The sequence below is a fragment of the Maricaulis sp. genome (genome assembly GCF_048269565.1).
Classification (GTDB): domain Bacteria; phylum Pseudomonadota; class Alphaproteobacteria; order Caulobacterales; family Maricaulaceae; genus Maricaulis.
In genome coordinates, this window is the sequence record NZ_JBLXIK010000003.1 from 192,664 (window position 1) to 212,123 (window position 19,460).

Sequence of the window (19,460 nt, forward strand, 5' to 3'; positions counted from 1 at the left end):
AGTCCGGCTGCTCGATTGCGGCAAGCCAAGGGCCCGCATCGGCGAGGATTGGGCAGGTTTTCCGGAGGATGGGGCAGGCGGCCACGCGGTCGGGCGATTAGGTCAGGTGGCGAGCACAAGGAGCTGAACATGTCTGACCCGACCCATCCCATTGTCCTGATCACCGGCGGCAGCCGCGGCCTCGGCCGCAGCATGGCGCTGCATCTGGCCGTCAAGGGCGCCGATATCATCCTGACCTATCAAAGCGGCCGGCAGGACGCCGAGGCTGTTGTCGCCGAGATCGTATCCCTCGGACGCCGCGCCGTAGCGCTGCAGCTGGATGTCGGCGCGACGGCCGGGTTCGCCGGTTTTGTCGAGAGGCTGCACGAGGCGCTGGAGGCGCATTGGAACGGTGCCGGGATCGATGTCCTCGTCAACAATGCCGGCATCGGCATCCACAAACCCCTGGCCGAGACCAGCGAGGCCGAGTTCGACCGCTTGATGGCCATTCATTTCAAGGGCGTCTTTTTCTTGACCCGGTCCCTGCTTGGCCTGATCCGCGATGGCGGCCACATCCTCAATCTCTCCACCGGCCTGACACGCTTCACCCTGCCCGGCTTTGGCGCCTATGCGGCGATGAAGGGCGCGGTCGAGGTGCTGACGCGCTATCTGGCGCTGGAACTGGGCCCGCGCGGGATCCGTGTGAACACCATCGCGCCCGGCGCGATCGAGACCGATTTCGGTGGCGGTCTGGTGCGCGATAATCCGGCGGTGAATGCCGGGATCGCTTCAGCCACCGCGCTCGGCCGCGCCGGGCTTCCGGGCGATATCGGCGGCGCGGTCGCCAGCCTGTTGCTGGGTGATTTCGGCTGGATGACCGGGCAGCGCATTGAACTCTCCGGCGGCCAGAACCTCTAGCCCGATACGAAACAGCCCCGGCCTGATGGCCGGGGCTGTGACGCTGGAAAGGTTGGTTATGGCCTAGCTGTCGACGGACGGGAATTCATAGCCGGCATAGATCTCGCGCAGCTTGGTCTTGAGGATTTTCCCTGTGGCACCGATCGGCATGTGCTCGATGAATTCCACCGCATCGGGCAGCCACCATTTCGGCACCTCGCCGCGCAGGTATTCGATGATCGATTCGGCATCGGGCTCGAAACCCTCATTGAGCTGGACGACGAGAAGCGGGCGTTCCTGCCATTTCGGGTGCGGCATGCCGAAGGCGGCGGCCAGCGCGACGGAGGGATGGCCCATCGCCGCGTTTTCCAGATCGATCGAGGAGATCCACTCGCCGCCGGTCTTGATCACGTCTTTGGAACGGTCGGTGATGGTCATGAAGCCATCGCCGTCGAGATAGGCGACATCGCCGGTCTTGAACCAGCCATCATCGGTGAAGCTTTCCGCGCCGGCGCCGCGATAATAGGACGAAGCGATCCACGGCCCCTGGACCTGGACATGGCCGGAGGACTTGCCGTCCCAGGGCAGGATATCGCCGCCATCATTGACGATGCGCATGCCGACGCCGAAGACGAGACGGCCCTGTTTCAGCTTGATCTTGATCTGGTCTTCGCGGTCGAGACTGTCGTGCTTGGGCAGGAGATTGTTGACGGTGCCCAGCGGGCTCATTTCCGTCATGCCCCAGCCTTGCTGCATGATGACGTCATATTCGTCCTCATAGGCGCGCAGCAGGGCCTCTGGCAGGGCCGAGCCACCGATCAGCACCCGCTCGACACTGTCGATGCGATTGCCGCTCTTTTGCAGGTATTGCAGCAGGCCGAGCCAGACCGTCGGTACGCCGGCGACATAATTGACCTGTTCGGTCTCGATCAGCTCGTGGATGCTGGGACCGTCCATCTGGGCGCCGGGCATGACCAGCTTGGCGCCATTCATCGGTGCCGCATAGGGGATGCCCCAGGCATTGACGTGGAACATCGGCACCACAGGCAGCAGGGTGCCGCGGGCGCCGACGCCGATCACGTCCGAGGCCGAGGAGGCCATCGCGTGCAGCACGTTGGAGCGGTGGGAATAGAGGACGCCCTTGGGGTCGCCCGTCGTGCCCGAGGTGTAGCACAGGCCGGCGGCGGTGTTCTCGTCGAACATCGGCCAGTCGTATTCCGTGCTCTGGTCGGCGATCAATTCCTCATAGGTCAGGCATTTGGTCGCGACGCCGTCCTTGTAGGTGGCATCGGTCATCAACACCCAGTGCCGTACCGATTTGCACTGCTTGGAGATGGCATCGATCAGCGGGGCGAAGGTCTTGTCGAAGAAGACGACTTTCGACTGGGCGTGATCGAGCATCCAGATCAGCTGTTTCGGGTCGAGGCGCGGATTGACGGTGTGGATGACCGAGCCGATGCCGGAGATCGCGTAATAGAGTTCAAAATGCCGGTGTGAATTCCATGCGATGGTGGCGACGCGGTCGCCCTCGCGGACCTTCAGCTTCTTCTGCAGCGCATGCGCCAGCTGTTTGGTGCGCTGGTGCGTGGCGGCATAGCCCTGGCGGTGAATCAGACCGCTTTCGGGCAGGCGGGTGACGATTTCCTGGTCGCCATGGCATCGGGCGGCGTGGACCAGAATGTCCGAAATCATCAACGGACGTTCCATCATATGTGCGCGCAAGGTCATCATGTCTCCCCTTGATATCAACCAATTTCGCGGTGTTGCTTTTTTTCTTATCAAAAGGCTTCCCGCGCCGCCGCGCAATCCCTTTGCGCGGCAGAGCTGAATTGCCTATGCGTTTTGCACGTGTTTGGCGGCCGTTCGCGGCCAGATCTGGAGTGTTTGCGTGATGTCATCACCGGTTTTCGACCTGCCTGGCCATAGCGACATTCTTGATGCCGCGCAGCGATTGACCGGTCACGCGGTGCGCACGCCGCTTTTGCGCAATGACTGGCTCGACGACCGGCTCGGGGCAAGGCTGTTTGTTAAGGCCGAATGCCTGCAGCGCACCGGCTCGTTCAAGTTTCGCGGCGCCTATAACCGGATTTCCCGGCTGAGCGATGCCGAGAAGCAGCGCGGTGTCATCGCCTACAGTTCCGGCAATCACGCCCAGGGGGTCGCTGCGGCGGCGCGCCTGGTGGGCACGCATGCGACGATCTTGATGCCGACCGATGCGCCGGCCGCGAAGGTCGAGGGCGTGCGCTTCTGGGGCGGCAAGGTGGTGACCTATGACCGTGCCAGCGAATCGCGCGAGGCGATCGGTGCCCGCATCGCCGCCGAGGAGGGGCGCATACTGGTGCCGCCCTATGAGGATCGCTTCATCATTGCCGGGCAGGGCACGGCCGGGCTGGAAGTCGTTGAGCAACTGGCGGAGCTTGGCATGGCACCCGATATCGTCTCGGCCCCCGCCGGTGGCGGCGGGCTGATCGCCGGCACCGGGCTGGCGGTCAAGCACGCTCATCCCGACGCGCAGGTCTGGGCCGCCGAGCCGGAGGGTTTCGACGATCACAAACGTTCGCTCGCCGCCGGCCACCGCGTCGCCAATGACCGCCTGACCGGCTCGATCTGCGACGCCATCATTACCCCGACGCCCGGCGAGCTGACCTGGCAATTGAACAGCCATCAGCTCAGCGGCGGCGTCGCTGTCAGCGATGACGAAGTGCTTCAGGCCATGGCCCTGGCCTGGCGCCACCTCAAGATCGTGATCGAGCCGGGCGCCGTCGTCGCCCTGGCCGCCGTGCTGTCCGGCAAGCTGGATATCGCCGGCAAGACGGTGTGCGTGCTGGCCACCGGCGGCAATGTCGACCGGGCGGTATTCGCGCGGGCGCTGGAGCTGGGGTGAGGGGGCTGGATAGTCTCAACCGTTGAGCTGGCCCGCCTCACCCGCCCCTGCGGGGCACCCTCTCCTCACGGAGAGGGAAGACGCGCGTACTTTCCTTCTCCGTGAGGAGAAGCAACTATGTCGATGACATCTCTGCTTCCCATGCTGATGCGCGCTTCAAGACGAGGTTGGCGGCTTCGATCAGTTTTCGCATCAAGGCGACGATGACGACCTTGGGACGTTTCCCATTGTCTTTCAGACGTTGGGCGAAGGTCATGAAGAGCGCGCTACATCGCCTCGCCGCCAGGGCTGCGATGTAGAGGAAGCGCCTCGGTCGCGCCCGGCCACCGGTGATTTTGCGCTGTCCCTTGTGCAGCCCGCTATCGCGGTCGAAGGGGGCCACCCCGATCAGTGATGCCGCCTGCCCGCGTTCCAGCGATCCCAGCTCGGGCATACGGATCAGCATCACGACCGCGCAGACCTCGCCGATACCGGGCAGGGATCGCAACAGCTCATAGCGCATCGCCAAGGCCGGGTCGGCCCGGATCCGAGCGATGATGTCGGCCAGGAGCTGAGCCTTGACGCTTCGGGTCTGCTCGATCAGGTGATCATAGCGCGCACGCAGGTCGTCCAGATGCACATGCTCGCAATAGGTCTTGAGCTGGGCAAGCTGTTCGCTGATCTGCTCATAGGCGGTCATACGCTCGGCCAGCTCTTCCAGACCGGCACCAGCCTGCGTGGTAACAGTTTGTATTTGCGCGGTAATCATGGCGATCAGCTGCGCATCGATGCGGTCATTCTTGGCCCGGATGCGGTGGATGCGCGCGAACAGGCGCACTTCCAGCGGCTGGTGCCGGACGACCGTGATCCCGGCCAGACGCAAGGCCTGCATCACCGGGAGCTCATATCCACCCGTGGCCTCCAGCCCGGCACGGCACACGCCCTGACCGGCCAGCCAGTCAACCAGCCGACGCAGGCCCGGCCCGTCAGGCTTGAAGCGCCTGACGCAAGGACGCCCGTACAGCGCCACATCCAGATGCGTCTTGGCAATATCGATTCCCGCGACGCTTGTGCTATCTTCCGCGTGTTTCATAAACCCCTCCTTGTGCTTGCGGACCTCTACGTCCCTGCAACTATCCGGGTCGGTGAAACTGTGACGGCGGCCTTGCTTCTCCACAGGCCGGCAATGCCTCAGGTGGCCACGGCCCGTCCGTCAAAGCGCCTGTCTGGTGAGCCATCACCAGACAGGCTGTCCCGGAAGACATCACCATCCTAGCAGATCGGTCACATACAAGGTGGCCAAAGGCCGGATGAGGCGGGCAATGGTGACGCTGATGGACGCCCGAAAACGGGGCAGCACGCGTCGCCAAGAATCTTCTGGAAAACCGGCCCGTGCGGCCACACCTCACCCTGAAATCCATGCCGAGATCCGGCCAGACTGGAATTGTCTAGTCAAGGGCGCGAAGCGCCGCTGCGCGGTCATGACCCTTGACTAGACAATTCCAGTCTGGCGTCTTGCTTGGCAAGGATTTCAGGGCGCGCTCTGCCCGGCGCGGGCGAATTTTGAAAGGGGGCGTCCTTCCCAAGTCGTTGGGCCCGATAGATTAGGGAGCGTCCCCATTTTTCTGATATTTTGATCACAAACCAGGCTCGCGAAGGCGTGGAGGTTCAGGAGTGGGAGAAGTGCCGATGAATCACCTGCTCATACGGCTATCGATCACGCTTCTCGGCGGGCTCGTACTGGCGGCGTGCACGACGCTGCAAGGCGGCGCGCGCGGTGGTGAGGGGTACTCCGTTATTCATGGCCAGCAAGCATTTATGGACTGGAACGCTACTGCGCAAGCCGGAGACCGGGCCACCTTGTCGGATGTCGCGATGCAGATTTGGCCGGGTGAGTATTTGCTGGTTTTCGACGGCGACGGGTCGATTTATGCGCGCTGTTTCTACATTTCGTTGACCGGCCAACAGGTCGAGCAGATCCGGCTACGCGGGATGTCGGGCAATGAGGAGCGGGTCGACGTGCGCGTTGAACTCGATCGCGAAGCACAGCGCAGCAATATTTGCTCGAGCGAAGGGCATAGCTCCATACGTTTGGTCGAAATCCTTTCCAGCGCAGAATAATTCGAGAGGAATGGTGCCGGGCGCTTGTTGTGATCACCCGGTGGCATTGGGACAGACACAATTGCCGGCGTCTTGACGCTCGACTACTCGGGCCTGTCCCAATTCCCGCGCCCTATTCCGGCGCTGTCACCGTCGCCACCGCCCCGCGGCGCAGATCCTGTTCGATCATCAGCGCGGTCGGCGCATCATCGATCAGGCGGGTGCGGTAGACCTGGACGTTTTCCAGCACGCGCATCACGTAATTGCGGGTTTCCGAGAAGGGGATGCTCTCGACCCAGTCGATCGGATCGATGTCGGGATCGCGCGGATCGCCGTAATTCTCGATCCAGCGATTGGCCCGGTGCGGCCCGGCATTATAGGCGACCAGGGCGAGGATATAGGAGCCGTCATACTGATCGACGACCTCCTCGAGATGGTGCATGCCGAGGGTGAGATTGTAATCGCGGTCATCGGTCAGCCAGTTGAAGCGATAGGGCGCGCCCATCGAGCGCGCCGTTGCCTGGGCGGTGGCGGGCATCATCTGCATCATGCCGCGCGCGCCGGCGCCGCTGACGGCGTCCTGGGCGAATTCGGTTTCCTGGCGGATCACCGAATGCACCAGCGCGTCTTCCGGCCGTCCGCCGCTGGTTTGCGGCAGGCTGATCGTCGGGTAGGCGCTTTGCGGCAGGATGATGCCGCGCAGGCGGGCCTGTTTCGCGGCCCGCACGGCCTGGCGCATCTGCAGATACTCATTCGCCAGATTGGCCAGCAACACGCCTTCGACCGGATCCTCGACCTGGTCGTCGAGCCGGTACATGAACAGGCGGAAATAATAGGCCTCGCCCTGTTCGGCCAGCAGGCGCATGGCGCGGATTTCCGGGCGTGCCTCGAAGGCAATGCGCGCCTCCTCGCTGGGCTCCGGTTCGCGTTCGAGCGAGAAGGCATCGGGTGCGTCCGAGAGCTGTGCCAGGGCAAGCTGACCGTAATAGGCGGTCGAATGCACACCGGCTTCGGCATAATAGGTGGCGGCGAGATCGGGATTGCCGGCATCATCGGCGGCGCGGGCCATCCAGTAGGCGGCGCGCGAGAGCGAGACCGGGGTGCCGACATTGTCGCGCAGATGCGTGAAATGCTCCATCGCCTGGTCCGGTTCATTGAGATGCACCAGGGCGAGCCAACCGGCGAGGAATTCCGCATCGGCAAAATCGGCGCCTGAATCCATGCCGTTGGCACGCGCCAGCTGATAGGCGGTGACGAAGTCCTGATCGCGGATCAGGTTCAGGATCATCAGCTTGCGCTCGGTCCACATCAGGCCCAGCGCATCGGGATTGTTGTGGGCATCGGGCAATTGCAGCAGCAGCGGCAAGGTCGTGTCCGTCATGCCCGAGCGGCGGCGCCAGCGGGCGCGTTCATAGGTCAGGCCCGGATCGGATTGCAGGCTGACCGGGATACGGTTGATGGCGCGCTCGACGCCGCTCTGGCGTCCGGCAAGGCGCAGGCGGGCATCGGCGAGATCATGCTGTGGCCCCTGCAGCAGGGGCAGGACGCGGCGCGCGGCCGTCGTCTGGTTGGACCAGATCAGATAATCGATCCGCGCCTGGTGGTCTTCCGCGGTCAGGAACGAACCATGAGCGCGATACAGCTCGCGCTGCACGGCCAGGGGCAGGTATTCGCCGCGCCAAGTAGTGCGCAACAGGGCTTCGCCTTCCTCGATACGGCCATCGGCCAGCAGCGCCTCGGCATAGGCCAGCTTGCCGCGCCCGGTGGCCGGCGGATTCTCTTCAAACCAGGCGATGATGAAAGGCGCGCTGAGACCGGAATCGGTGATCTTGGATTCGGCCTCGCTGCGGATGAAGCTGTCGCGTGGCCAGTTCTCGAGTTCATCAAGGGCGAGATTGAGTTCAAGGAAGCTGGCGCGCGGATTGCTCAGCACGGTGCGCCATAACAGCACGCTGCGCGCCGCCGTATCGCTCAGACGCAGGCGCACATCGGCGACTTCGTCCCAGTCCTCGTCATCGGCCGCATCCAGGCCCTGGCGGAACAGGGCGAAATCGGCATCGCTGAGATAGGCCGAATAATTCTGCGGCTCTGGCCGCATACGCGGTGTCGGCGCCTGTGCCTGTGCGGGCAGGGCAAGCCCGAGCGACAGAAAAACTGGCAGCAGCACCGCTGAAAAACAACGCATGATCATAGGTCGCAACTCGGATCCTGAAGGATGAACCCCGCCATCATCCTCCCGAACAGCCCTCACTGTCCAGTCTTGTTGAGAAAGCTTGGCCGCACGCGGCGCCACCTTTATGGTCGCCCGCTTGCAATCCGGATTTCGGGACCAAAACATGTTCAAGGGCTCCATCACCGCGCTCGTCACACCGTTCAAGAATGGTGCCGTTGACGAGGCCAATGTAATCGAACTGTGTGAACGCCAGATTTCGGCGGGCACGCACGGGGTGGTTCCGTGCGGTACGACCGGCGAATCCGCGACGCTCACCTTTGAGGAGCATATGCGCGTCATCGAGCTGGTGGTGCAGTGCGCCGGCGGCCGTGTGCCGGTGATCGCCGGCACCGGTTCGAACTCGACCAGCGTCGCGATCCAGAACCAGGCCCGCGCCCAGGCGCTCGGCGCCGATGCCGGTCTGGTGGTGGCGCCCTATTACAACAAGCCCAATGCCGAAGGCCTGTACCAGCACTACAAGGCGATCAATGACGCCGTCGACCTGCCGATCATTGTCTACAATGTCCCCGGACGCACCGTGGTCGATATCGACGTGGAAACCGTGGCGCGCATCGCCAGCCTGTCCAATGTCGTCGGCATCAAGGACGCCACCGGCGATCTGGCGCGGGTGTCCGGCCATCGGCGTCTGCTGGGCGAGGATTTCATCCAGCTCTCCGGCGATGATCCGACGGCGCTCGGTTTCAATGCCAGTGGCGGCATTGGTGCGATCTCGGTGACCTCGAATGTGGCGCCGCAGCTGTGCGCGCAGTTCCAGAATGCGACACTGGAGGGCGACTGGGACACGGCGCGCGCGCTCAATGACCGGCTGACGCCGCTGCACCATGCGCTGTTCTCCTCGGCCAGCCCGGGGCCGACCAAATATGCCATGAGCCTGCTCGGCGTCACCGGCGTGGAAATGCGTCTGCCGCTGACCGCGCCCGACGAGGCCTCGCAACGGGCCGTGCGCGAGGCGATGGTGATTGCCGGACTGCTGGACCGCCCATGAGCAAGCCCGACAAGCGGCCGATCGCGCTCAATCGCCGCGCCCGCTATGATTACGAGATCGAGGACACGTTCGAGGCCGGCATCATGCTGACGGGCTCGGAGGTCAAATCCCTGCGCCTCGGTCATGCCAATATCGCCGAATCCTACGTCAGTCCGGAAAATGACGGTCTGTGGCTGATCAATGCCGATATTCCGCAATACGCGGCCGCCAACCGCTTCAATCACGAGCCGCGCCGCCATCGCAAACTGCTGCTGAAAAAGCGCGAGATCAATCGCCTCGTCGGCGCCGTGACCCGCGAGGGCCGCACCATCATCGCGCTGAAACTCTATTTCAACGATCGCGGTATCGCCAAGCTCGAGATCGGTCTCGCCAAGGGCAAGAAGAATGTCGACAAGCGCCAGACGATCAAGGATCGCGAGTGGAACAAGCAGAAATCCCGCCTGATGAAGGATCACGGGTAGCCTTTGCTGACCGGCGCTAACGGCCTCAGTCCTCGTCGGCACTGGTGGCAAAGCGGTCGCGATAGGCTTGCGGGGTAACGCCCATCAGGCGCGAGAAGCTGCGGCGCATGCGCTCGTCATTGCCGAAGCCGCACTCTGCCGCGATGGTCTTGATGCTCAGCTTGACGTCTTCCAGCATCACCCGGGCGGCATCGACGCGGAACTGCTCGACGGCGCGGGCCGGGGTGTGGCCGGTCTCGCGGATATAGAGGCGTGCGAAATTGCGCGCGCTCATGCCGGAGCGCTCGGCCAGGGCCTCGATACGCAGATCGGCGGTGAGGTTCTCGCGCATCCAGAAATGCAGCGCATCGAAGCGGCCGCTGGCCGAGCGGGTCTGCTCCTTCAGCGCTTCGCTGAATTGCGACTGGCCGCCGGGCCGTTTGACATAGACCAGCAGATTGCGCGCCAGTTCCAGCGCGACCTCGCGGCCATGATCGGCCTCGACCATGGCCAGGGCCAGATCGATGCCGGCGGTGACGCCGGCCGAGGTCCACACGCCATCATCCTCAATATAGATCGGGTCCGGGTCGACTTCCGCCTCGGGGCAGGATTGCGCCAGCCGCTCGCATCCGCGCCAATGGGTGACGGCGCGGCGTCCGTCGAGCAGACCGGCGGCGCCGAGCAGGAAGGCGCCGGTGCAGGTCGAGGCGATGCGGCCGCATTTCTGCGTCGCACGCAGCAGGGACGCCACCAGGCGATTGTCACGGCTGACGGCGTGAACCCCGTCGCCGCCACACACGATGAGGGTATCATTCTCGTCCAGCCCGACGCCGGCAACCCGGCGTGTATTCAGCAGGATACCGGTATCGGTCTGCACCGGGCCGCCATGATAGGAGGCGAGGGTGGTGGTGTAGGCCTCATAGCCGAGCACCTGGTTGGCGTCGGAGAAGACCTGCAGCGGACCGGTCGCATCAAGCAGCTTCACCCCTTCGAAGATGAAGAAGGCCATGTGACGTTCGATCAGGGGCGTGGTGGCAGAAAAAGCAGGCATGTTGTCATTTGTGCCATCAGTGGATCGGAATAGCCAGAGCTCTCTGCCAGCGCGTTGCAAGGGATTCCGGAATGAACAGGCCAGCCGGCAAGGATGTCATCAATGCGACCTGCCCCTGGTCGGGCAAACCGGTCAGTGCGGCGGCTCTGACGCGCTATCGCGGCCATGTGGTTGGCTTCTGCAGTCCGGGCTGCCGCGACCGCTTCGAGGCGGCGACGCAGCTGTTCGATGCGCAGATCAGGGCTTTGGCAGATCCGGCCGGGCGGGAATAGCCGGGGCGGGCATCATCTTGTACCCGCAGGGCTTTAACCCTGTTTCCACAGCTGTCCGGTTTTCCCGTTCAGGCGCCGAGATAGCGGCGGATATCGGCGAAGACGGCATTGAACATCGGCTCGGTCAGCCGGCCGGTATTGGTGTTGTAACGCGAGCAATGATAGCTGCTGAACAGGCGCACCTTGCCTTGCGGCGCGGTGATGTCGCTGGCGGCGGCATGGCCGAAGGGCGCACTCGCCAACCGGTGGCCCAGCGCGCGCAGCGTGTTGTCATGGGCGATCTTGCCGAGGGCGAGAATGGTGGTCAGCCGTGGCAGGGATGCGATCCGCGCTGTCAGGAAGGGCCGGCAGGCATTGGCCTCGGCACCGACCGGTTTGTTTTCCGGCGGCACGCAGCGCACCGCATTGGTGATCATCACATCCTCCAGCTCCAGCCCGTCATCGGCGGATGAGGCGTAAGTGCCGCGGGTGAAGCCGTGCGCGGCCAGCGTCGCATAGAGCAAATCCCCGGCCCAGTCGCCGGTGAAGGGGCGGCCGGTGCGATTGGCGCCGCGCAGGCCCGGTGCCAGACCGACGATCAACAGGCGCGCGTTATCCGGGCCGAAGGAGCCGACCGGGGCATTGTGCCAGTCCGGATACAGTTCGGCATTGCGGGCCCGGAACTCGACCAGGCGCGGGCAGAGCGGGCAGTCGAGGGCCGGTTCCGGCGGCGTGCTCATACCGTGTTGTCCACGCGATTGTCGGGCCGGCCGATCATTTGCTGCAGGTCGAGCAATTCGATGAAGTCATCGGCGGCGCGGCGCAGCTCGGTCGCGATCATCGGCGGTTTGGTCTTCATCGAGGAGACGACGCTGACGCGCACGCCGCGCCGGCGCGCCGCCGCGATCGCCGGGCAGAAATCGCCATCGCCGGTAAACAGGATGATGTGCTGGAGATAGTCGGCAGCATCGATCATGTCGACGGCGAGCTCGAGATCCATATCGCCCTTCACGCGGCGATTGCCGTCGGCGTCGGTGAACTCCTTGGCCGGCTTGGTGACAACGTGGAAGCCGTTATAGTCGAGCCAGTCGACCAGCGGGCGCAGCGGATTGTATTCCTCATGCTCCAAGAGGGCGGTGTAGTAATTGGCCCGGATCAGCCGGCCGCGCTTGCGGAATTCCTCGAGAAGGCGTTTGAAATCGATATCGAAGCCGAGCGCCTTGGTGGTCGCGAACAGATTGGCGCCATCGATGAAAAGACCGATGCGCTCATCGGGATAAAAGGTCATTGGATAAATATCCTCTGAGACATGACTGAATGAAACAATGAAAACATCGCCGATTTATATCGCGCTTGGCGCCAATCTTCCATCAGCCGGACGCAGCCCGGCCGAAACCCTGGCGCGGGCGCTCGACGCGCTGGAGGCGCGAGGCGTAACGGTGGTGGCGCGCTCCTCCGATTGGCACAGCCCGGCCTGGCCCGACCCGTCGGCGCCGGCCTATGTCAATGCGGTCGCCGAGGTGGCGACGGATCTGGCGCCGCGCGCGCTGCTCGATCTGTTGCACGCGGTCGAGGCCGAGTTTGGCCGTGTGCGCCATATCCGCTGGGAATCGCGTGTGCTCGATCTCGATCTGCTCGATTATCGCGGCGTGCCCTGCAGCGATGCGGCCGGGATGGAAGTGCCGCATCCGCGCATGAGCGATCGCGCCTTTGTGCTGTTGCCACTGGCCGAGATCGCGCCGCACTGGTGCGAGGTTGGAACCGGCAAGCCGATCGCGGCGCTGATCGCGGAATTGCCATCGGCCGATCGGGCGGCGACACACAAGCTGCACACCGCGCTGCGTTGAACGCGCACAGCCCTTGCCAGACCGGGGCGGGACCGATAGGACACGCGGTTCAAACTGCAGCGCTTGTTCAAGGAGATCGCGCGTATGGCCCGCGTCACCGTCGAAGATTGCATCGAAAAGATCCCCAATCGCTTCCGCCTGGTCCTCCTGGCCGCGCACCGTGCCCGGAATATTTCCGCCGGTTCCGCGCTGACGATCGAGCGCGACAACGACAAGAACCCCGTCGTTTCCCTGCGTGAAATCGCTGACGAGACCCTCGATCTCGATGTGCTTCGTGAGAGCCTGGTCAATGGCTTGCAGCGCGTTCTGCCGAGCGAGGACGAGGAAGAGGCCCGCAAGGCCGAAGGTCGCCAGGAATTCGAAGCCCTGCCGGCTCCGCCTGTCGAGCTCGACGAAGCGGAAATGCTCAAGGCCCTGCAAAACGATCGGGACGGCGCGCCTGACGGCCGCCTGTAACGCGCCTTGACTGCCGGGGCGACGTCATCTGATACGGTTTCGCCGCCGCCCGCCATACCGAGCGCGGACGAGCTGATTGAGCGGATTCGGAAGTATTTTCCGACCGTCGATGCCGATTTCGTGCGCCGCGCCTATGACTTTGCCGAAGAGGCCCACCGGCCGCAACGCCGGCAGTCGGGCGAGCCCTATTTCGGGCATGTCGCGGCCGTGGCGATGATCCTGGCCGAATTGCGCATGGACGTCGCCACCGTCTGCACCGGCCTGCTGCACGATACCGTCGAGGATACGCCCGCCACCCTGGTCGAGCTGGAGGAGCTGTTCAGCTCCGAGGTCGCGCTGCTGGTCGATGGCGTCACCAAGCTGGGCCAGATGGAGTTGCGCTCCAAACGGACCAAGCAGGCGGAAAACCTGCAAAAGCTCGTCGTCGCGATTTCCTCCGATGTCCGTGTCCTGATCGTCAAACTGTGTGACCGCCTGCACAATATGCGCACGCTCGGCGCCATTCCGCGGCCGGAGAAGCGCGAGCGCATCGCGCGCGAGACGCTGGAAATCTACGCGCCGCTGGCGCGCCGTATCGGGATCAACCGGGTCTGTGTCGAGCTGGAAGACCTCGCCTTCAAGCACATCAATCCGGCGGCGCATGAATCGATCACGCGGCGGCTGCAATTGCTCCGCGACCAGCACTCGGTCGAGGTGTCCACGGTCTCCGGTGTGATTACCGACAAGCTGGCCGCCGCCGGTATCGATGCCCGTGTATTCGGGCGCCAGAAGCGGCCGTATTCGATCTGGCGCAAGCTGGAGCGCAAGGGCACGACCTTTGACGATATCGCCGACATCTATGCCTTCCGCGTCATCGTCGACCAGCCCGATGATTGCTATCGCGCACTCGGGGTGATCCACCAGGCCTGGCGCAGCGTGCCGGAACGGTTTCGTGATTTCATTTCCGTGCCCAAGCCGAACAATTACCGGTCCTTGCACACCACAGTGATTGGCCCCAACAGCGTGCGCATCGAATTGCAGATCCGCACCGAGGAGATGGAAGCGGTCGCCGAGGACGGCGTCGCGGCGCACTGGCGCTACAAGGACAGCACCTATCGCTATGATCCCGCCGCGGCCAAGGCCGCCGGTGGTGATCCGCTCGAGCGTCTGCGGCCCTTCGTGGAAATCCTCAACCAGGGCGGTGACCCCGACGAATTCCTCGAGCACGCCAAGCTCGAAATGTTCGCCGACCAGGTCTATTGCTTCACGCCGAAGGGCGATCTGATTGCGCTGCCCTCGGGCGCGACGCCGCTTGATTTCGCCTATGCCGTCCATACCGAGCTCGGCCACACCACGGTCGCGGCCAAGGTCAATGGACGCGAACGGCCGCTGCGCACCGAGCTGCATAATGGCGATGTCGTCCAGATCGTCAAAGGCGGGGTGCGCCAGCCCCCGCAGGGCTGGGAAAACCTCGCCATCACCGGCCGCGCCCGCGCCGCGATCCGCCGCCTGATCCGCGAGTCCGAGCGCGAGGAATTCTGCCGCATCGGCAAGATCATGGCCGAGCATGCCTTCCGCCGCGAAAACCGGGCCCTGGTCGAGAAGGATCTGACCGAGGCGATCAGCCGGCTGGAGCTGAAGGATGTCGAGGGCCTGTACGAGGCGCTCGGGCGCGGCCGTATCACCTCGACCGGCCTGCTCAACGCCGTCTTCCCGGGCCGGCTCGATGATCGCGGCGAAGCGGTCGAGCGTGATCTGATCGAGGACAAGAAGGCCCGTCTCTATGTGCGCGGCCGCGGCCTGACGCCGGGGGTGACGTTGCATTTCGCCGAATGCTGCTCGCCGCTGCCCGGTGACCGCATTGTCGGCCTGCTCATTCCCGAGCATGGCATCGAGATCCATACGATTGACTGCGAGCGCCTGGCCCAGTTCGAAGGCGCCGATACCGATCAATGGCTCGACCTGGTCTGGACCGACGAGGCCGGCGCCAATGCCGTCTCGATGGCCCGCATCAAGGCGGTGATGCACAATGAGCCCGGTGCGCTGGCCGAGATCGCCAAAACCGTCGGCGAGAATCGCGGCAATATCGCCAATGTGAAAACCTACAAACGGGCGGCCGATTTCTTCGAGATGGAATTCGACATCGAAGTGATCGATACCCGCCACCTGGCCAATGTCCTCGCCGCGATCCGGATGTGTCCATCCGTGGTGTCGGCGGAGCGGATGCGGGCCGAGGCCGAGGAGCAGGAAGAATGACACGCGACGAAGTCCTTGAAGAATTCCGTGCCTCCGGTGCCTTGCTGGAAGGCCATTTTATCCTCTCCTCGGGCCTGCGCAGCGCCGTCTTCCTGCAAAAGGCGAAAGTCTTCGCCGATCCGGAACGCACCGCGCGGCTGTGCAAGGCGCTCGCCGAGAAGGTGAGGGCGGAACTGCCCGAACAGCCGACCGTGATCGTCTCGCCGGCTGTTGGCGGCATCGTGCCCGGCTATGAGACGGCGCGGCAGATGGGGCTGAAGGCGCTTTATGTCGAGCGCGAGAATGGCGAATTCACCCTGCGCCGCGGCTTCGAGCTGGGACCGGATGACCGCGTGCTCGTGGTCGAGGATATCGTCAGCACCGGCCTGTCATCGCGCGAATGCATCGAGGCGATCCAGGCGACCGGCGCGACCGTGATTGCCGAGGCCTGTCTGGTCGATCGCTCCGGCGGCGAGGCCGATGTCGGCGTGCCGCTGATCGCGCTGACGCAATACAAGGTGCCTGCCTATCCCGCCGACCAGCTGCCGCCGGAACTGGCCGCCATCCCGGCGATCAAGCCGGCCAGCCGGGGTCTGGCCTGATGCTGCGCCTCGGCGTCAATATCGACCATGTCGCCACCATCCGGAATGCGCGCGGCGGTGAGCATCCCGATCCGGTGCGCGCGGCGCGCCAGGCGGCCGAGAGCGGCGCCGATGGCATCACCGCGCATCTGCGTGAGGATCGCCGCCACATCACCGACAAGGATATCGACCGGCTGATGGCCGAGATCGATTTGCCGCTGAATCTGGAGATGGCGGCAACGCCGGAAATGCTCGACATCGCCCTGCGCCACAAGCCGCATGCTGTCTGTCTGGTGCCGGAAAAGCGCGAGGAACGCACCACCGAGGGCGGGCTCGACATCGCCGCCGGCCATAATCATCTCGCCCCCTATGTGCGCCAGCTCGACGAGGCCGGCATCCGCGTCTCGCTCTTCATCGAGGCCGATCCGGTGCAGATTGCCGTCGCCGAGGCGATGGGCGCCAGCGTCGTCGAACTCCACACCGGCGCCTATTGCGATGCCTTCGCGCGCGGCGACAAGGAAGCCGTCGCCGGCCATCTCGAATTGCTCAAAGTCGGCGCCTCGGAAGCCTTCCGCCGTGGCCTGGAAGTGCATGCCGGCCACGGCCTGACCTATGAGACGGTGAAACCGATCGCCGCGATCCGCGAGCTGATGGAACTCAATATCGGCCATTTCCTGATCGGCGAGGCGATCTTCCGTGGTCTGCGCGAAGCGGTGACGACCATGCGCGGGCTGATCGTCGAGGCGCGGGACGGGGCGGACCTGTCGGCATGATCCTCGGCCTCGGTTCAGACCTGATGGATATCCGCCGCATCGAGCGTTCGCTCGAGCGTTTTGGTGATCGTTTCGTGCAGCGTGTCTTCACCGAGGTGGAGCAGGTCAAGTCGGAAGGCCGCCGCATGCGCGCCGCCAGCTATGCCAAGCGTTTCGCGGCCAAGGAGGCTGGCGCCAAGGCGCTCGGCACCGGGATTGCGCGCGGCGTATCGTGGAAGGAAATCGGCGTCATCAACCTGCCCGGCGGCAAGCCGACGCTGGCTTTCACCGGCCGGGCGCTGGAACGCCTGATCGCGTTGACGCCGGAAGGGATGGAAGCGCATGCCCATATCACCATCACCGACGACCACCCCTATGCCCAGGCCTTCGTGGTGATCGAGGCGCGTCTGATCGGGTCGGCCCATGGTTGATCCGACCGCTGATCTCGAGGCCCGCATCGGCTATGTCTTCAAGGACAGAAAGCTGATCGAGCGGGCGCTGACCCATTCCAGCTTTGGCGATGGCCGTCCGGGTTTTCGCAGCTATGAGCGGCTGGAGTTTCTCGGCGACCGCGTGCTCGGACTGATGACAGCGGAGGCGCTCTACAAGGCCTTCGACATGGCCGATGAGGGCGCGCTGGCGCCGCGTCTCAATGCGCTGGTGCGCAAGGAGACCTGCGCCGATGTCGCCCGCGCCATCGATCTCGGCTCGGCCCTGCGGATGGGACGTTCGGAGGAGAAGAGCGGCGGCCGTGCCAAGACCTCCATTCTTGGCGATGCCTGTGAGGCGCTGATGGCGGCGCTTTATCTCGATGGCGGCCGGCCTTGCGTGCAGGCGTTCTACGACGCCCACTGGTCGGACAAGCTCGAGGCCTTGAAGCAGAAGCCGCGCGACGCCAAATCCATGTTGCAGGAATGGGCCGCCAAGGCCGGTCATGCCGTGCCGCGCTACCAGCTCACCGGGCGCTCCGGCCCCGATCACCGCCCGGTCTTCACCGTCCAGGTCACAATTTCACCGCTTGAGCCGGCTATCGGCGAGGGCGGAACCAAGCAGACGGCCGAACGCGCCGCCGCCAAAGCACTGTTGAACAGAGAGGGCCATGATGTCGGCTGAAGCAGAAACCCGATTTGGCTTTGCCGCCGTGATCGGATCCCCCAATGCCGGCAAATCGACCCTGGTCAATGCGCTCGTCGGCGCCAAGATTTCCATCGTCACCCACAAGGTGCAGACGACCCGCTTCGCCGTGCGCGGTGTCGCGATCGAGGACAAGACGCAGATTTGCCTGGTCGATACGCCCGGCGTCTTCGCGCCGAAAAACCGGCTCGACAAGGCGATGGTCCGCGCCGCATGGAGCGGTGCCGATGATGCCGATTGTGTCGTTCACGTCATCGATGTCGGCGCCCGCGACCGCATCGAACAGGGCCAGGGCAAGCCGGGTGACAGGCTGATGGTCGATGATGATGACCGCGTCATGGAAGGTCTCAAACTGGCCAATCGCCAGGCGACCCTGGTGCTCAACAAGATCGACACGATCGACAGCGACCATTTGCTGGCGATGTCGAAAGAGCTTTATGACACGGGTATTTACTCAGACGTCTTCATGATTTCCGCCAAGAAGGGCTTTGGCGTGCCGCTGCTCAAGACGCATCTGGCCAGCCTGATGCCGGAAGGTGTGTGGCACTATCCCGAAGACCAGATCGCCGATCTGCCGCAGCGCCTGCTCGCCGCCGAGATCACGCGCGAGAAAGTCTATCTGCGCCTGCACGAGGAATTGCCCTACGCCTCGATGGTCGAGACCGAGAGCTGGAAGAAGCTGCGCGACGGATCGGTGCGCGTCGAGCAATCCATCATCATCGAACGCGACAGCCAGAAACCCATCGTGCTTGGAAAGGGCGGTTCCGCCGTCAAGGCGATCGGCGAGGCGGCCCGGCGCGAGCTGGAAGAGATGCTCGGCTGCCGCGTCCATCTCTTCATCAATGTGAAGGTCGACCCCCGCTGGATGGCGCGCCGCGCCCACTTCTCCGATGTCGGGCTTGATTTCGATGCCTAGTCTCTCTGCCACCGAGACCTGCGATGGAATGGTCTGATAGCGGCATTGTCCTGGCGGTGCGTCCGCACGGGGAGACCAGCGCGATTATCGAGGTGCTGACGGCGGAAAATGGCCGTCATGCCGGCCTCGTGCGCGGCGGGCGTTCGCGTACGATGCGGCCGGTGCTGCAGCCGGGCAATCGTGTCGCCGTCACCTGGCGCGCCCGGCTGGCCGATCATCTCGGAAGCTTCACCGTCGAGGCCGAGCATCTGGGCGCCGGCGCCGTGATGGAGGACCGCGCTGCGCTGGCGGGTCTCAATTCCGCCTGCGCTGTCGCGGTGATGGCGCTGCCGGAGCGTGAGGCCCACAAACAGGTCTATGACGGGTTCGGCGTTTTCCTCGCCGCGCTGGATGATGAAGACCTCTGGCCGGCGCTCTATGTCAGCTGGGAGGCGGGCCTGCTCGCTGATCTCGGCTATGGCCTCGATCTCGACACTTGCGCCGTCACCGGTGTGGTGGACGATCTCACCCATGTCAGCCCGCGCACCGGCCGCGCCGTCTGCCGCGAGGAGGCCGCGCCCTATCTCGCCAAGCTCCTGGAAATCCCCGGCTTCATGCAGGGCACAGGTGTGATCGAGCCCGGCGATATCGCCATGGGCCTGGCGCTGACCGGCTATTTCCTCGACCGCCGCGTGCTGTGGCCAATCGACCGGCAATTGCCGGAAGCCAGAGCGCGGATGATCGCGGAGCTGGAGCGGGTGGGGCGGCTTTAGGCGTGGTGG

General features: G+C 64.2%; 21 protein-coding genes. 15 read left to right on the forward strand and 6 right to left on the reverse strand.

Annotated elements, in window-relative coordinates; translation table 11 throughout:
* The first annotated feature begins 129 nt into the window (after window positions 1-129).
* Window positions 130-897, forward strand: a complete 768-nt coding sequence (locus ACN0YL_RS07680; RefSeq protein WP_417497587.1) for an SDR family NAD(P)-dependent oxidoreductase — start codon at window positions 130-132, stop codon at window positions 895-897.
* 63 nt (window positions 898-960) lie between these two features.
* Here ACN0YL_RS07680 and ACN0YL_RS07685 read toward each other — a convergent pair whose 3' ends face one another.
* Entirely contained in the window at window positions 961-2,604 is a 1,644-nt protein-coding gene (locus ACN0YL_RS07685) for a long-chain-fatty-acid--CoA ligase (protein ID WP_417491786.1), read from the reverse strand.
* A 163-nt stretch (window positions 2,605-2,767) separates the two neighbouring features.
* On the opposite strand from ACN0YL_RS07685, the gene ACN0YL_RS07690 reads away from it, so the two are divergent.
* Window positions 2,768-3,760 carry a threonine ammonia-lyase gene (locus ACN0YL_RS07690; protein WP_417497588.1) on the forward strand — a complete coding sequence of 331 codons (993 nt, stop codon included), beginning with the start codon at window positions 2,768-2,770 and terminating at the stop codon, window positions 3,758-3,760.
* A gap of 115 nt (window positions 3,761-3,875) precedes the next feature.
* On the opposite strand, the gene ACN0YL_RS07695 is transcribed toward ACN0YL_RS07690, so the two are convergent.
* Window positions 3,876-4,832 (reverse strand): IS110 family transposase, encoded by a 957-nt coding sequence (locus tag ACN0YL_RS07695; RefSeq protein WP_417497589.1) that lies wholly within the window; start codon window positions 4,830-4,832, stop codon window positions 3,876-3,878.
* A gap of 596 nt (window positions 4,833-5,428) precedes the next feature.
* Between ACN0YL_RS07695 and ACN0YL_RS07700 the strand changes: the two genes are divergently transcribed.
* Complete coding sequence (locus ACN0YL_RS07700; RefSeq protein ID WP_417497590.1) at window positions 5,429-5,860, forward strand: hypothetical protein; 432 nt, start codon at window positions 5,429-5,431, stop codon at window positions 5,858-5,860.
* A 112-nt stretch (window positions 5,861-5,972) separates the two neighbouring features.
* On the opposite strand, the gene ACN0YL_RS07705 is transcribed toward ACN0YL_RS07700, so the two are convergent.
* Window positions 5,973-8,024, reverse strand: a complete 2,052-nt coding sequence (locus ACN0YL_RS07705; RefSeq protein WP_417497591.1) for a lytic transglycosylase domain-containing protein — start codon at window positions 8,022-8,024, stop codon at window positions 5,973-5,975.
* Window positions 8,025-8,175: 151 nt separating this feature from the next.
* Between ACN0YL_RS07705 and dapA the strand changes: the two genes are divergently transcribed.
* Both dapA and smpB read left to right on the forward strand, forming a co-directional pair.
* Entirely contained in the window at window positions 8,176-9,057 is an 882-nt protein-coding gene (dapA, locus tag ACN0YL_RS07710; RefSeq protein WP_417497592.1) for a 4-hydroxy-tetrahydrodipicolinate synthase, read from the forward strand.
* On the forward strand, window positions 9,054-9,518 hold the full coding sequence (gene smpB, locus ACN0YL_RS07715; RefSeq protein ID WP_417470636.1) for an SsrA-binding protein SmpB: 465 nt from the start codon (window positions 9,054-9,056) through the stop codon (window positions 9,516-9,518). The genes dapA and smpB overlap by 4 nt, the downstream gene beginning before the upstream one ends.
* A 25-nt stretch (window positions 9,519-9,543) precedes the next feature.
* Here smpB and ACN0YL_RS07720 read toward each other — a convergent pair whose 3' ends face one another.
* A complete protein-coding gene (locus ACN0YL_RS07720) occupies window positions 9,544-10,548 on the reverse strand; it encodes a GlxA family transcriptional regulator (protein ID WP_417491729.1) in 1,005 nt (334 codons plus the stop codon).
* Between the two features lie 71 nt (window positions 10,549-10,619).
* Between ACN0YL_RS07720 and ACN0YL_RS07725 the strand changes: the two genes are divergently transcribed.
* Window positions 10,620-10,820: a glutathione S-transferase gene (locus ACN0YL_RS07725; RefSeq protein WP_417491728.1), complete on the forward strand. Its 201-nt coding sequence runs from the start codon at window positions 10,620-10,622 to the stop codon at window positions 10,818-10,820.
* A gap of 68 nt (window positions 10,821-10,888) precedes the next feature.
* On the opposite strand, the gene ACN0YL_RS07730 is transcribed toward ACN0YL_RS07725, so the two are convergent.
* A complete protein-coding gene (locus ACN0YL_RS07730; RefSeq protein WP_417497593.1) occupies window positions 10,889-11,539 on the reverse strand; it encodes a uracil-DNA glycosylase in 651 nt (216 codons plus the stop codon).
* Window positions 11,536-12,087: an NYN domain-containing protein gene (locus ACN0YL_RS07735; protein ID WP_417491726.1), complete on the reverse strand. Its 552-nt coding sequence runs from the start codon at window positions 12,085-12,087 to the stop codon at window positions 11,536-11,538. Before ACN0YL_RS07735 ends, ACN0YL_RS07730 begins: the two co-directional genes overlap by 4 nt.
* Window positions 12,088-12,124: 37 nt before the next feature.
* On the opposite strand from ACN0YL_RS07735, the gene folK reads away from it, so the two are divergent.
* The 9 genes from folK to recO all read left to right on the forward strand — a co-directional run bounded on the left by folK (window position 12,125) and on the right by recO (window position 19,451).
* A complete protein-coding gene (gene folK / locus ACN0YL_RS07740) occupies window positions 12,125-12,646 on the forward strand; it encodes a 2-amino-4-hydroxy-6-hydroxymethyldihydropteridine diphosphokinase (RefSeq protein WP_417497594.1) in 522 nt (173 codons plus the stop codon).
* An 84-nt stretch (window positions 12,647-12,730) separates the two neighbouring features.
* Entirely contained in the window at window positions 12,731-13,102 is a 372-nt protein-coding gene (gene rpoZ, locus ACN0YL_RS07745; RefSeq protein ID WP_417470646.1) for a DNA-directed RNA polymerase subunit omega, read from the forward strand.
* Between the two features lie 6 nt (window positions 13,103-13,108).
* Window positions 13,109-15,337, forward strand: a complete 2,229-nt coding sequence (locus tag ACN0YL_RS07750) for a RelA/SpoT family protein (protein WP_417491724.1) — start codon at window positions 13,109-13,111, stop codon at window positions 15,335-15,337.
* Window positions 15,334-15,918: an orotate phosphoribosyltransferase gene (gene pyrE / locus ACN0YL_RS07755; protein WP_417497595.1), complete on the forward strand. Its 585-nt coding sequence runs from the start codon at window positions 15,334-15,336 to the stop codon at window positions 15,916-15,918. Before ACN0YL_RS07750 ends, pyrE begins: the two co-directional genes overlap by 4 nt.
* Window positions 15,918-16,670, forward strand: a complete 753-nt coding sequence (locus ACN0YL_RS07760) for a pyridoxine 5'-phosphate synthase (RefSeq protein ID WP_417491722.1) — start codon at window positions 15,918-15,920, stop codon at window positions 16,668-16,670. The genes pyrE and ACN0YL_RS07760 overlap by 1 nt, the downstream gene beginning before the upstream one ends.
* Window positions 16,667-17,080: a holo-ACP synthase gene (gene acpS, locus ACN0YL_RS07765; protein ID WP_417497596.1), complete on the forward strand. Its 414-nt coding sequence runs from the start codon at window positions 16,667-16,669 to the stop codon at window positions 17,078-17,080. Before ACN0YL_RS07760 ends, acpS begins: the two co-directional genes overlap by 4 nt.
* On the forward strand, window positions 17,073-17,762 hold the full coding sequence (gene rnc / locus ACN0YL_RS07770) for a ribonuclease III (protein WP_417497597.1): 690 nt from the start codon (window positions 17,073-17,075) through the stop codon (window positions 17,760-17,762). Before acpS ends, rnc begins: the two co-directional genes overlap by 8 nt.
* On the forward strand, window positions 17,749-18,699 hold the full coding sequence (era, locus tag ACN0YL_RS07775; RefSeq protein WP_417491719.1) for a GTPase Era: 951 nt from the start codon (window positions 17,749-17,751) through the stop codon (window positions 18,697-18,699). Before rnc ends, era begins: the two co-directional genes overlap by 14 nt.
* A 23-nt stretch (window positions 18,700-18,722) precedes the next feature.
* On the forward strand, window positions 18,723-19,451 hold the full coding sequence (recO, locus tag ACN0YL_RS07780) for a DNA repair protein RecO (RefSeq protein WP_417491718.1): 729 nt from the start codon (window positions 18,723-18,725) through the stop codon (window positions 19,449-19,451).
* Window positions 19,452-19,460 lie beyond the last annotated feature (9 nt).